This is a genomic window from Pedobacter yonginensis (assembly GCF_003173595.1).
In the GTDB taxonomy this organism is placed as follows: domain Bacteria; phylum Bacteroidota; class Bacteroidia; order Sphingobacteriales; family Sphingobacteriaceae; genus Pedobacter; species Pedobacter yonginense.
Genome location: NZ_QGNZ01000002.1, coordinates 756,066 through 768,759 on the forward strand (window position 1 = coordinate 756,066; position 12,694 = coordinate 768,759).

A 12,694-nucleotide genomic window follows, 5' to 3' on the forward strand; every position below is an offset into this window, starting at 1 on the left:
ATGGAAAACATAAATTTTGGGATAGATTTAGGCACAACCAACTCGGGTATCGGAAAATTTCAATCCGGGAAGGTCAATATTTTTAAAAACCCCGTAGGTTTTAGAGATACTTTGCCATCTGTTATTGCATATCGAAATGGACGTATTTTAGTTGGAGATAAAGCCCGGGAACTAACCTCAGTACAACCAGAAAATGTGTTTTCTAGCTTTAAACGGAAAATGGGAAGCGAATTCAGCTATCATGTTCCCGCTACCCAAGAAAATAAAACTGCCATTGATTTTTCCGCACTGGTTTTAAAAGAGCTCATCAACTTTGTGGGTGATGAAAAGCCAACATCGGCAGTTATAACCATCCCCGCATCTTTTGATACCATTCAATCTAACGCCACTAAAAGTGCTGGCTACAGTGCGGGTTTGCAAGAGGTTTTATTATTGCAAGAACCTATCGCCGCATGTTTGGCCTATGCAAACACCCAAAATATTTCCATTGATGAATCTAAAAAATGGTTGGTTTACGATTTTGGGGGTGGTACTTTTGATGTAGCCCTGGTGAGCATCAATAATCGTGAACTAAAAGTGATTGACCATGAAGGAAATAACTTCTTGGGGGGCTTAGATATCGATAATTTAATTCTTGAACATCTTTTTTGTCCGATTTTGGAGAAAGAACTCGGCACCGATAACTTGTGGAAGCAAATGGTTAGCGCCGAAAAAGGAATTTACAGCAAGCTATTTTTCGAATTGCTGTATAGAGCAGAGGAAGCTAAAAAGGAATTATCCATTAAAGAAAGTGTGTATGTAGAGCTTGAATTGGAGCTCGCATCCAAGTTTATCGAATTTGAAATTACAAGGCAACAATTTAACGAACTTATTCATCCGAAAGTAGAGGAAACAGTTAAGTTAACGAAACGACTGTTAGAGAAAAACAACGTCTCTAACCAACAGGTTGAACGGATTATTTTGGTGGGAGGAACAACCTATATACCATACGTTAAGGAATATCTGCATCAGGAATTTGAATCTACCGTTGATTCGAGCATCGATCCAACAACCGCTATAATTGTTGGGGCAAGTTACTACGCAGGCACCAAAACGAAGCAGAATTTAAGTACTGAAAAGGCAGAAATTAAAGAAGAAGTACCAGATCAGTTGCGAGATGTAAAGTTGGTTTACGAGGTAAATTCTCAAGATAATGAAGAACTTTTGACTGGATTTGTACCCAACGAATTTTCTGGCTACTACCGGGTAACCCGCACCGATGGAGGCTTTGATTCGGGCTTAATTTCCTTCCACTCTAAGTTTAACGAATTTTTAAAACTGGTACCCAAAACCAGTAACTTCTTTCACGTTAAAATCTTTAATAAGCACCAGGTTTTGGTGTTTGAGCAAGATAATTTAAGCATTAACCATGGCATTTATAATATCTCTGGGCAGCCATTACCCAATGACATTTGTTTAGAAGTTGATGACACCTTAGGAACTACTTATTTAGAACGGATATTTAAAAAGAACGACATACTGCCCCTTTCCAAAAAAATATATAAAACAGTTTCCAAAACGATTTTGAAGGATTCTGGAGCGCAATTAATCATCAATATCGTTGAAGGAAAGGCAGAAACATCGCCCGCGAGTAATTTGTGTATCGGTTACTTAGAGATTAATGCATCAGACTTGTCTGCAAATTTATTGAAGGGAACTGATATTGAGATCGATTTCGAGATTAGCGAGTCGCGAGATTTAACGGTTAATGTTTTCATTGATGCTATAAATCTGGAAATCAGCCAAGTATTTAATGCATCAGCAAAGCAAGTTTCCATTCCAAAAGTAAGGCTAGAACTCGAAAAATCTTTAAACAATATCGATTATGAAATTGAAGAGTTCAGCATAAATAATCGACATGAAATTGTAGATCGTTTGAATGATCTTCGCCTAGAAATCATTGAGCTATTAAAGGCTCTTATTGATATTGAAGATGACCTGGTTACGGACAAAATTTATAATATAGATGAGCGGAAGCGCAAAGCATTTCAGCTATATGATGATTTGGTGAGAAGGAAAAATGTAATTGCCGAAATAGAAGAATACCAGGCTTACAAAGCGGAGATTAAAGAAGATTTACTTTTGAAACCCAATGCAAAAATTGAACATGTTTTTAACAACATCATTAAGAACGAAGCTCAGTTTTTGAATTCAAACCAAACATCAATTATTAGATCGAAAACAAAGGAGCTTCAAAAGATTTCTCATGAAATGTATTATCAGCACGATGAATCTTACGTGAATTTGTTTTATCAATATGCTTACAAAGAAATTAGTGATTACTCGAACGAATCTGTCGCTAGAAAACACATTTCAAACGGAGAACGAGCAATCAAGAATGAAAATTATATTGAGCTAAAAGCCATAATTTCTGCGCTGTATCATTTATTGAAGATTAAACCAAAAGACTATTTCGAAGATAAAAACGGAACGTTGGGTTTAAAATAATTGGAATTATCTCCTGCTATTGATGGCATTAATTAATCGGGCAATTAAGCCTATGCAAAGTATGATTGGGGTGACAGCTCCAGTAGCACCGCTAGCAACTGCAATGATGATGACAACCACAATGATGGATATCACTATAGCTGTCATGGTTGTGGAGCTGGTAGAAGAGCTGTTAGATATCGTTTCGTTAGGATAAACCCATTGCAAGGCAATCTGTTGGTTATTTTCAAGTGTTTCTTTTAAACTTTCTGTATAGGCATTAAAATAGCTTGCGGCATAAAGAATTTTGCCAAGAAAAACTTTATTGTGTACGGTGGTCTTCTGTTTTTCGCAAATGATGTTATTTATCGCTAAAATATCATCATCAAAAAAATGTTGATCTATCGTGCTTAACATAGAATAATACTGAATATCAGCACAATAGGAGTTGTTTTTAACGTAGTCAACAAACTGGTTGTTGTAAATTGCTGAAATGATCGCTTGATTTTTGAGCTTTAAAATTTGATAAATTTCGTCTCTAGTTGCATCGCCAACAAGGAAAGTGTAGTTCATAAAAATGCTTCTTAAACTGTTCCACTTATTGTTTCTAATGCACTGCCTCAAATATTCTAAAATATTGCTGGAAAAAGCTTCTTCAAAATCATGGAGTGTTTCTGCGGGGATGTTTTCGGGGTCGAAACGGGCGAAATTAATGGTTGCTTCCTTGCCAGTTACAATTGTGCTGATGTTCTTATTCTTTAAAATGGGAATAAACCTTCCTCGGTAATTCCTTAAGAAAGTAATCAGATTTTCAATATCATTGATCTTTACTTGTGGGTTAAGTTTGGCTTCGGCTTTTAAAATTTTTTCGATTTTAATGATGTCATCATCAAGATCAAAATTTAAGTTGGGAAACTGTTTTTGGGCTAAGTCTAAAAGATTGAGCTGAATCATTTTAAAAGGTACGAGGCGTTAAAGATCTGCTTGCTAATTACAAAGTTATCATAAAACAAGAAAATTTAGCCTCAAAACCTAAAGCCTATTGAATATGACGACCGATAGATGGTATGCTTTAATTTAATTTGTAAGGTGCAATGAGTAAAAATTTCGGAATATCTACATCAAAGTCAGCATCATCAGTTAAACGTTTCATTAAATACTTGCCTTCCATGCTACCGATATCGGTTTTTAGATTACAGCCCGAAACATACACATGCGTTTCGCCAGGATGAATAATTGGTTGAATGCCAACAACGCCCTCACCTTCTACCTCCCTACGACTACTATTTGAATCAAAGATAGACCACTGCCTGCGCATTAATTGAACAGCATAATCAGAAAGATTGGATATTTCTACACGATATGCGAACATAAAATGCTCGTTCGCCGGATTGGAATATTCTGGTTGGTAAATCGTTTCTACAGAAACCTTAACTCCATCTGTAATTGCTGTAACCATGTTGATTGATACGAATGTACAAAAATGCTTTCAAAAATCAAGCCATTGCGATTGTTGGATCGTAATCGGCAAATTTCACTGCCACTTCGTCTAAAATGCTATAAATGTTATTAATATCACCTTCAGAAACCAATCTCATACGATAGGGTTTGAAATCTGGCAAGCCTTTAAAATAATTTGCATAGTGCCTGCGCATTTCGAACACACCTGTTTTAGGGCCTTTCCACTCGATAGATTTTTCGAGATGAGTTCTACAAACCGAAATTCTTTCTTCGATTGTTGGTCCGGCTAAATGCGCTCCGGTTTTAAAAAAATGTTTAATTTCTCTAAATATCCATGGATAGCCAATCGCCGCTCTGCCAATCATAATCCCATCAACCTCATACTCCATGCGCCAGTTAGCGGCCTTCTCCGGGCTATCTACATCACCATTACCAAAAATTGGAATTTTGATTCGTGGGTTTCGTTTAATTTCTCTAATTAATGTCCAATCTGCAGAGCCTTTGTACAATTGTGCTCGTGTACGTCCGTGGATAGTAAGGGCCTGGATACCAACATCCTGAAGTCTTTCTGCAACCTCACAAACATTCTTGGTATTGTCATCCCAGCCCAATCGGGTTTTCACTGTAACGGGTAAATGTGAGGCTTTTACTACGGCATCGGTCATTTTCACCATTTTGTCAATATCCTGTAATAAACTAGAACCTGCACCTTTGCAAACCACGTTTTTTACTGGACAGCCATAGTTTATATCCACTAAATCTGGCCCAGCTTGCGAAGCAATTTCTGAAGCTTCTCGCATGTGTTCGATGTCGCCCCCGAAAATCTGAATCCCGATGGGCCTTTCATATTCAAAAATATCAAGCTTTTGAATGCTTTTAGCGGCATCGCGAATTAGGCCTTCGGATGAAATAAATTCGGTGTACATCATATCGGCACCGTTTTGCTTACATACAAAGCGGAACGGGGGATCGCTAACATCCTCCATTGGAGCCAACAATAATGGGAACGCTCCCAAATCTATATTTCCTATCTTTACAGACATTTTCTATCTTCAACGATTAATAAAACACACAAAGGTACAAATAATGAATTTTGTAACACCCATCAACCGAGAAAGCCATCCGCTTTTGCAAATATTTTTACTTTGTGTTTACTGGGCGGTAGGCGCAACATTGTTTAGCGCATTATGGGCATTGCTTGTGCTCTTGGTTTATGGAACGACGATCTTCAGTGATTTTAGCCTGATGATGAATGGTGCGCCACAATATATTACAGCTTTAAAGATGTTTCAAATTTTAAGCTCAATTGGAATGTTTATTGTGCCGCCAATTGCTCTAGCTTACACGGAGCGGAAAACACCAGTCACGTTTTATGGATTTAAAAAGCCGAGTCTGTTGCCGCTAGTTCTTGTATTGGTTATTATGATTGTGAGTATGCCGGTAATGGAGTGGACGGCACTTGTCAATCAGAAAATGGTTTTGCCTGATTTTCTCAAAGGAATAGAGCGATGGATGAAGGAAACAGAAAACGAAACCATGAAAATCACCATCCAACTAATCACGGTGCGCAGTAATTGGGATTTTGTGGTTAATTTAATCATGATTGCCGTTTTGCCAGCCATTGGCGAGGAACTATTTTTTAGGGCGGGTTTACAAGGTGCTTTACACAAAATGTTGGGCAACCACCATGTAGCCATTTGGGCAGCCGCAATAATTTTCAGTACAATTCATTTTCAGTTTTATGGCTTTGTACCCAGGCTGCTTTTAGGGGCTGGTTTTGGTTATTTATACTACTATAGCGGGAGTATTTGGTATGCAATGTTGGCACATTTTTTAAATAATGGATATGCCGTTTGTGTAGCCCTTTACATGCAAAAACACAATATGCCGCTAGAAAGGGCTGATGATGCCATTGGTTTTCCTTGGTACGGCTATGCAATTAGTGTAATATTAACCATAGCTTTGTTTAAATTTTTTAAAGATTATACACAACGTGAACGAAAATTGGGTTAAAGTATATACAACTGGCGATGCATTTGCTGCCGAAGTTTTGAAGCAAGGTTTAACTGAAGCCGGAATCCCGGCGGTAACCATTAATAAGCAACTTGCGGCTTATAATTTCGGCGAAGTAAATGTATTGGTCAATCAAGCTGATTTTGACAAGGCAATCGAGTACATGGTTCAAAACGAAATTGAATAAAAATTTAATCCAACACTTCCTCTACAAATGAAAACCCGGGCAATAACCGCATTCTTTTTTACTATTGTTATGCTTGGCTCCATCTTTTTGGGCAGCTATACTTTTTCTGCTTTTTATCTCGTATTAAGCATCTTATCTCTTTTCGAATTTTATAAGCTGATCAAAAATTCGGGCATTAGGCCACACAGAAATATTGGACTTATTGCTGGTGGACTAATTTTTTTAATGGCGGCAGGCTTACATTATCTCAAGTATGATGTAAAATACCTTCTTCTTTGCATTCCCTTAATCTTTTCTGTTTTTATTAGCGAATTGTATAAGAAAAACAAAATTCCCTTTGCCAACATCTCATACACCTTTGTGGGCTTCATTTATGTAACCATTCCCTTTTGCTTTTTTCATGCTTTAGGTTTTTTAAAGGATTGGAATCATTACAACTTCCATTTTCCGCTAGCCTTTTTGCTAATGCTTTGGGCCAATGATACTGGTGCTTATCTGTTCGGAGTAAAGTATGGTAAGCGGAAATTATTTGAGCGCCACTCCCCTAAAAAAAGTTGGGAAGGTTTCTTTGGCGGCATGTTTACCAGCGTTTTAGTTGCGGTAGGCTTGTCTTATATTTTTATCGAGAATCAAGTTATTGTTTGGGCAGGCATGGCGGTTTTAATCGCATCTTTTGGAACCCTTGGAGACTTAATTGAATCCATGCTGAAGCGGAGCTTAGATACCAAAGATAGTGGAGGCTTATTGCCTGGTCATGGTGGCTTACTCGATCGTTTTGATGGTTTACTTTTGGCTGCACCTGTAGTGTATGCCTATCTTTATTTGATTTTGTACTAATGTCTAGTTATTGAGCGGTTCATCGCTAGCGTTGATGGGAGTATTTTGACATTAGCTTTTGTCCAGCGTAAATTAGTTTTCTGCCCACTTTAATTGTTATGTAGGTTTTGGCTTTAGGGCTCAGTTAAGCGCCTGAGCAGTGCTTCAAATCTCCCTCATTCAAAAACCAATCGCCACTTGTAACAAATTAGCTTCAAGCCATTTTTGGAGGTTATTCTACATTATATTTGATTAACCAACAAACAAATCTCGATTATGATAAAAAACTACTTTAAAAAGCTCAGTATTGCCTTTTTAATGATTAGCAGTAGTGTTGCATTTGCGCAGGAGATACCCACTCCAAAATCGCACTTTGGTTTCAATATTGGCGATGATTATCAACTGGCTACCTACACTCGAACCGAAGCCTATTTTAAAAAGCTCGCCGAAGCATCGAATCGTGTAAAGTTGGTGGATATTGGCAAAACCGAAGAAGGCAGAAGCCAATACATGTTGATTGTTTCTTCTCCAGAGAATTTGAAAAACCTAGCTCGTTATAAGGAAATTTCACAACAACTTGCCCATGCAGAGATATCGCCTGAAAAAGCAAAAGCATTGGCAGAAGAGGGTAAAGCAGTGGTATGGATTGATGGAGGGTTGCATGCAACAGAAACTGTCGGTGCACATCAGTTAATCCAAACCATTTATGAGTTCGTTTCGAGAAAGGATCCGGAAACGATGCGGATTCTGGATCAAGTCATTATTCTTTTTACCCACGCAAATCCAGATGGACAAGAACTGGTGAGCAATTGGTATATGAGAGAGAAAGACCCTAAAAAAAGAAGCTTGAGTGCTTTACCAAGGCTTTATGAAAAATATGCTGGCCACGATAACAACAGAGATTTCTTTATGCTTAATCTTAAGGAAACACAAAACATTGGCAGACAGCTTTTTGTTGAGTGGATTCCTCAAATTATGTACAATCACCACCAGGCAGGTCCGGCAGGCACGGTGGTTGCTGGGCCACCCTATCGAGACCCATTTAATTATGTTTTTGACCCTACTATTTTAACCAGTTTAGATGCCGTAGGGGCGGCAATGCACAATCGAATGAATGTGGAGAATAAACCTGGTTACACCCAGCGTGGTGGCTCGGTTTACTCTACTTGGTACAATGGGGGCCTTCGCACCACAACCTATTTCCATAATATGGTTGGCCTTTTAACCGAAATTATTGGCAGCCCAACACCTTCTGATATTCCATTGGTACCATCAAGATTACTGCCCAATGGCGATTCTCCAAACCCAATTACACCGAGAAAGTGGTATTTCAAAAATTCTATAGATTACTCCGTATCATTAAATTACGCCGTTTTAGGTTATGCACAACGCTATCACGATGAATTGTTATTTAATATTTATCAAATGGGAAAGAACTCCATTGATAGAGGAAGTAAGGATAATTGGTCGTTTTCACCCAAGAAAATAGAAGCCATAAATGAGGCAGCCAAGAATGAAAAGGGGAATGCTGCTGCTGGAGATACTGATTTTGGTGCTCGCAGGCAGATGAGCATGAAGTCGTTCGATACGGTAATGAAGGCCCCTATTAATCGGGATGCGCGAGGTTATATCATTTCCGCAAATCAGCCTGATTTCAATACAGCGATTAAATTTTTAAATGCATTAATCAGAACTGGAATCGTTGTTGAAAGGGCAACGGCAAATTTTACCGTCGAAGGCAAGTCATATCCTGAAGGAAGTTATGTTGTAAAAACCAATCAAGCCTTTAGGCCACACGTTTTGGATATGTTTGAGCCCCAAGATCATCCAAACGACTTTAAGTACCCAGGTGGTCCGCCGGTTGCTCCGTACGATGCTGCGGGCTGGACTTTGGCCTACTTAATGAATGTTAAGTTCGACCGAATTTTAAACGATTTTTCTGGTCCATTCAAGAAATTGCCAATAGGAGCGCTTTTAACACCATCAAACAAAGTTCCTTTAGGGAAAGGTTTTGTTTTAAGTTCAAAACAAAATGATTCTTATAAAGCGGTTAACGATTTATTGAAGGCAAATTTGGCAGTCGTTCGCGATGAGCAGTCTGGTGATTTTTATGTTAAATCCTCTGCTAAAGCTGTGGAAGTTTTGCAAAAGGCAAATGTGAATGCACAAATTGGTGCTGAACCTAAACGGAAACTTCCAATTAACACAGCTCGAATTGCCTTGTGGGATACTTATGGTGGATCGATGGCTTCTGGCTGGGTTCGTTTTATAATGGAGCAGTACCATTATGCAATTGATGTGGTTTATCCTCAAGATATTGATGCAGGAAACTTAAAATCCAAATATGATGTGATTGTGTTTGTTGGCGGTGCAATACCACCTGTGCAAGCACAAGGTACAAGTAGTCGTAATTTCGGGCCTAAAGCAGAAGACATTCCCGAAGAATTTAGAAAACAATTGGGCAGAATTACGGCAGGCAAGTCGATTCCAGAATTGAAGGAATTTTTAGAAGAGGGAGGAAAGATTGTAACGATGGGCACCAGCACCAATTTAGCGTATCAACTGGCTTTGCCTGTTAAAAATGCAATAGTTGAAATTGTTGATGGTAAAGAAAAAAAACTACCAGATGAAAAATATTACATACCTGGAAGTGTTTTACAAACGGAAATTGATGATAAAAAACCTGCAAACTGGGGACTAGGCAAACTCACCGATGTGTATTTTGATGAAAGTCCAGTTTTTACATTGGATAAAGATTCTAAATCAGCTTATAAAATTGAGCCATTAATGTGGTTTAACTCAGCTGCTCCATTAAGAAGTGGATGGGCTTGGGGTCAAGCTTATTTGAAGGGTGGGATCACAAGTTTCCAGAGCCAAATTGGTAAAGGAACACTTTATGCTTTTGGCCCAGAAATTACCTTCCGCGCTCAAACGCATGGTACATTTAAGCTTTTGTTTAATCAGTTGTATAAATAATGTAGAGCTACCCATTTTTAGGTAGCTTTACATTACTTACAAGTATCAAGTTGCTTCAAAAAGGTTTTAATTCCATCTAGGTTGTTCTTAAATTCTTTGCTTGTTGCTCGCTCAGCCAAAGTTGGACAATTGGCTGCCATTTCAGCCATTTTCGTGGAAGAGTTCAGCATCCAATTGGATGTTGATAGTGATTCTCCAATTGTACTCCCAGTTTTTAAGATAATTAGTTCACCGGTATAATATTGATATAAGGTATTCTTTTTGCCAATAAATTGTTGTTTAACAAATTTAGGTACTGGAGCTCCTAGTCCCGCATCAACAGCTTCTTTGAATGTAACTGAATTATATTCATCTCCGTTAGCTAAAACTAAACTTTTAACTTGCGCTGCACTATAGTTTCTGTATATAAACTTACCTGTTTTTGAGTCCTTAATCCTTACTGAAATATTTTTGTTAATAGTTTGAATGGATTTAAGGCCAATATATGAAGCAACAGTATCTTTGGAAGTGATAATGTATGCTAGCATAAATGCAGGATCTCGTTCTAATACATAAGCATCATCAGCTAAAACCTCAGTTTCTTTAGTATCTAATTTAGTATTTACGGGCATATGTCTAGAATTGACTTTATTAGCCAAAAAGGATTCCAGAATTAGCTGATTATCTTGAAGAAGGCTTTTGCCATCAGATTCGTCGTATTTATTTTCAATCAGTTTTTTTGCCCATTCTAAAGATTTTTCAGGAAGATCTAAATATTTGTAAATTACAGCTAAGTTGAAATAAGCTAAATATCTTATTTTCCTATCCTTTCTTTCGTCTTCCTTGTATAACAAATCCAATCCTTTGTAATACTCAATTGCAGCCTCCAACTCTTTTTCCATTGAAGCAACTGATTTGTCAAATTCCATTTTCTCAAATACAGATTTCACTCTCTCGTATGCAACCTGATTTTTAGCCTGTTCTGAGTGTTTCGTGTTAGCGAGCATCCATAAAAAATCTCTTCCTTTTTGAATAGAATATCCGAAATCAACAGAAAGATGATGATTCAGCGAATTGGTAACTTCGTTTAAGAAAGCATCTTTAACTACCGATGACGTGAATTGATTTAGATATTTTTTGGCATCCTCGTACATGCTAAATTCTGAACTCTTATTCTCTCGGATACCGGAATATGAATATGTTTTGTTTAATTTTTCATCAACACAAGCAACTTTACAAATTCCCTCCTGTTTATATTTTATTTCAGCAACAAATGTATAGTCTATCGTCTCCTTCCCTGATTTATCTTTACTTTTTGTTGTTATTGTCTTAACATCTTTCTCGACTATAATCGGATTCTGGAGATCTATGTTGATAGTTAAGTAACCATTTTTCGATAATTTTTCAAATCCCAGGATGGAAATTTTGCTTTCCAAATAATTATCTGCCTTATCACCCATCAAACTTTCTGCCGTGTTTATATCAAAGCTATAGCTCCGATTTTTCTCATCCAGAACTGGGGTTTTTGGAAGCTGAACAAAAGCAAAATTAAATTCTTTGCGATCTATATCGGTAGATTGACAAAGAGCAATTTTTGATACCAGAATTAAGGCTATTAAAAGTATTTTTTTCATAATGTATGAATGAATAGCGACTATCCCGAATGGGAGAACCGCTATTTAACAGAGCTATTTTTTAGAAAAAACTCTTAATTCATTTTGGTATACGTAGTAAAGATTATTTGTTGCGTAATCTACTTCATACAATGGACGAGTATTATCTATCGCAACCTTATCAATCTCTTCTCCGTCTGATTTTCTCACTTTTACAATATAGTTGGACTGATTTGCTTCACCTCTAGCAAAAATAAAAGCAAAATCTCCATTTTGTTTTAAAGCTTTAAATCTCGAAGCAAATTTGGGGCTTGTTTAATCAGTTGTATAAATAGAAATCTATTACTAACAATAACACCGCTTAGGTTAAAGTGGCGCTATGGTTTAATTCTTTATACAAAAATTATATTCTTTAAGTAACCTTTCCCAAATTTTAAACGGGTTTTCTTCTTCTCTCGGCTGTTCTATACCCCCATTCTTAATATTATCACTAATTTTTTGTTTTAATGCACTTAAGCTAAATTTAGGTTCTTCAAATGGAACATACCCGGGGGTTTTATCGGTAATTTTTTGAGCCAAATCCGGACAGGCAGCAAAAAATACGCTTGCTTTCTTAGGAAAATTGGGCATGAACTTTGCCGCATCTACACTAATTACGTTTCGTTCATTATCGATATCAGTAACATAATAAAATGAATCTAATCGATTTCCTTTATCTGGATTACTTACCTTTCGTTCATATAATTTTAATTTTCCGGTTTCATCAGAAACTAATCTGAAAAAAGTTAACCCTTCTTTTAAATAATATTTTGCTCCCTGAGCATTTTTTACAAACCACGTTCCTCGCATTGACGTTACAACACTAGTAATGTCTTCGATTTTAATAACTTGAAATTCACTTTTTTTACGGGTGTATAATTTATCGAAAGAATTAAAAGTAGAAGTGTCAGAAAAAAGCAAAACCCCTGTATTATATAAATGAAATGCCACAACTCCAGTCTTAAATTCACCACTCGTCAGATATACTGTTGCTTTGTTTATGATCCCAACATTCTCTAATTGATCAGTATTTTGTGCTCGTGTTTGAATATTGGTAAATAGGATTAACGAAAACATACAGGCTCCTAATAATTTAGCAAATATTTTTTTCATAATTATAATTTATCTAGTGATGCAATTAGTC

Annotated in this window: 10 protein-coding genes; 5 read left to right on the forward strand and 5 right to left on the reverse strand. The window is 37.1% G+C overall.

Features of this window, described 5'->3' with window-relative positions:
- Complete coding sequence (locus DHW03_RS10100; protein ID WP_109925622.1) at positions 1-2,487, forward strand: Hsp70 family protein; 2,487 nt, start codon at positions 1-3, stop codon at positions 2,485-2,487.
- A gap of 6 nt (positions 2,488-2,493) precedes the next feature.
- Here DHW03_RS10100 and DHW03_RS10105 read toward each other — a convergent pair whose 3' ends face one another.
- The 3 genes from DHW03_RS10105 to dusB form a co-directional block, all read right to left on the reverse strand.
- On the reverse strand, positions 2,494-3,420 hold the full coding sequence (locus tag DHW03_RS10105; protein ID WP_109925624.1) for a hypothetical protein: 927 nt from the start codon (positions 3,418-3,420) through the stop codon (positions 2,494-2,496).
- 118 nt (positions 3,421-3,538) lie between these two features.
- Positions 3,539-3,925, reverse strand: coding sequence for a Co2+/Mg2+ efflux protein ApaG (gene apaG / locus DHW03_RS10110; protein WP_109925626.1), 387 nt, complete (start codon positions 3,923-3,925; stop codon positions 3,539-3,541).
- Positions 3,926-3,962: 37 nt separating this feature from the next.
- The gene (dusB, locus tag DHW03_RS10115; protein WP_109925628.1) at positions 3,963-4,970 is read right to left on the reverse strand and encodes a tRNA dihydrouridine synthase DusB; all 1,008 of its coding nucleotides are present in this window, start codon (positions 4,968-4,970) and stop codon (positions 3,963-3,965) included.
- A gap of 43 nt (positions 4,971-5,013) precedes the next feature.
- On the opposite strand from dusB, the gene DHW03_RS10120 reads away from it, so the two are divergent.
- From DHW03_RS10120 to DHW03_RS10135, 4 genes are all read left to right on the forward strand, one after another.
- Positions 5,014-5,940: a CPBP family intramembrane glutamic endopeptidase gene (locus DHW03_RS10120; protein WP_109925630.1), complete on the forward strand. Its 927-nt coding sequence runs from the start codon at positions 5,014-5,016 to the stop codon at positions 5,938-5,940.
- Positions 5,921-6,127: a putative signal transducing protein gene (locus DHW03_RS10125; RefSeq protein WP_158526236.1), complete on the forward strand. Its 207-nt coding sequence runs from the start codon at positions 5,921-5,923 to the stop codon at positions 6,125-6,127. Before DHW03_RS10120 ends, DHW03_RS10125 begins: the two co-directional genes overlap by 20 nt.
- Before the next feature lie 27 nt (positions 6,128-6,154).
- Positions 6,155-6,964, forward strand: coding sequence for a phosphatidate cytidylyltransferase (locus DHW03_RS10130; RefSeq protein WP_109925634.1), 810 nt, complete (start codon positions 6,155-6,157; stop codon positions 6,962-6,964).
- A gap of 255 nt (positions 6,965-7,219) precedes the next feature.
- Positions 7,220-9,919, forward strand: coding sequence for a M14 family metallopeptidase (locus DHW03_RS10135; protein WP_109925636.1), 2,700 nt, complete (start codon positions 7,220-7,222; stop codon positions 9,917-9,919).
- Positions 9,920-9,951: 32 nt separating this feature from the next.
- Here the strand turns inward: DHW03_RS10135 and DHW03_RS10140 are convergent, their stop codons facing one another.
- Together DHW03_RS10140 and DHW03_RS10145 are read right to left on the reverse strand one after the other, a co-directional pair.
- A complete protein-coding gene (locus DHW03_RS10140) occupies positions 9,952-11,532 on the reverse strand; it encodes a hypothetical protein (RefSeq protein WP_109925638.1) in 1,581 nt (526 codons plus the stop codon).
- Between the two features lie 363 nt (positions 11,533-11,895).
- Positions 11,896-12,663: a hypothetical protein gene (locus DHW03_RS10145; protein WP_109925640.1), complete on the reverse strand. Its 768-nt coding sequence runs from the start codon at positions 12,661-12,663 to the stop codon at positions 11,896-11,898.
- Positions 12,664-12,694: the final 31 nt, after the last annotated feature.

Bases quoted from the DNA above. Each gene is read 5' to 3' on its own strand.
- DHW03_RS10100 (WP_109925622.1), top strand. From the start codon at position 1: ATGGAAAACATAAATTTTGGGATAGATTTAGGCACAACCAACTCGGGT.
- DHW03_RS10105 (WP_109925624.1), bottom strand. From the start codon at position 3,420: ATGATTCAGCTCAATCTTTTAGACTTAGCCCAAAAACAGTTTCCCAAC.
- apaG (WP_109925626.1), bottom strand. From the start codon at position 3,925: ATGGTTACAGCAATTACAGATGGAGTTAAGGTTTCTGTAGAAACGATT.
- dusB (WP_109925628.1), bottom strand. From the start codon at position 4,970: ATGTCTGTAAAGATAGGAAATATAGATTTGGGAGCGTTCCCATTATTG.
- DHW03_RS10120 (WP_109925630.1), top strand. From the start codon at position 5,014: ATGAATTTTGTAACACCCATCAACCGAGAAAGCCATCCGCTTTTGCAA.
- DHW03_RS10130 (WP_109925634.1), top strand. From the start codon at position 6,155: ATGAAAACCCGGGCAATAACCGCATTCTTTTTTACTATTGTTATGCTT.
- DHW03_RS10135 (WP_109925636.1), top strand. From the start codon at position 7,220: ATGATAAAAAACTACTTTAAAAAGCTCAGTATTGCCTTTTTAATGATT.
- DHW03_RS10140 (WP_109925638.1), bottom strand. From the start codon at position 11,532: ATGAAAAAAATACTTTTAATAGCCTTAATTCTGGTATCAAAAATTGCT.
- DHW03_RS10145 (WP_109925640.1), bottom strand. From the start codon at position 12,663: ATGAAAAAAATATTTGCTAAATTATTAGGAGCCTGTATGTTTTCGTTA.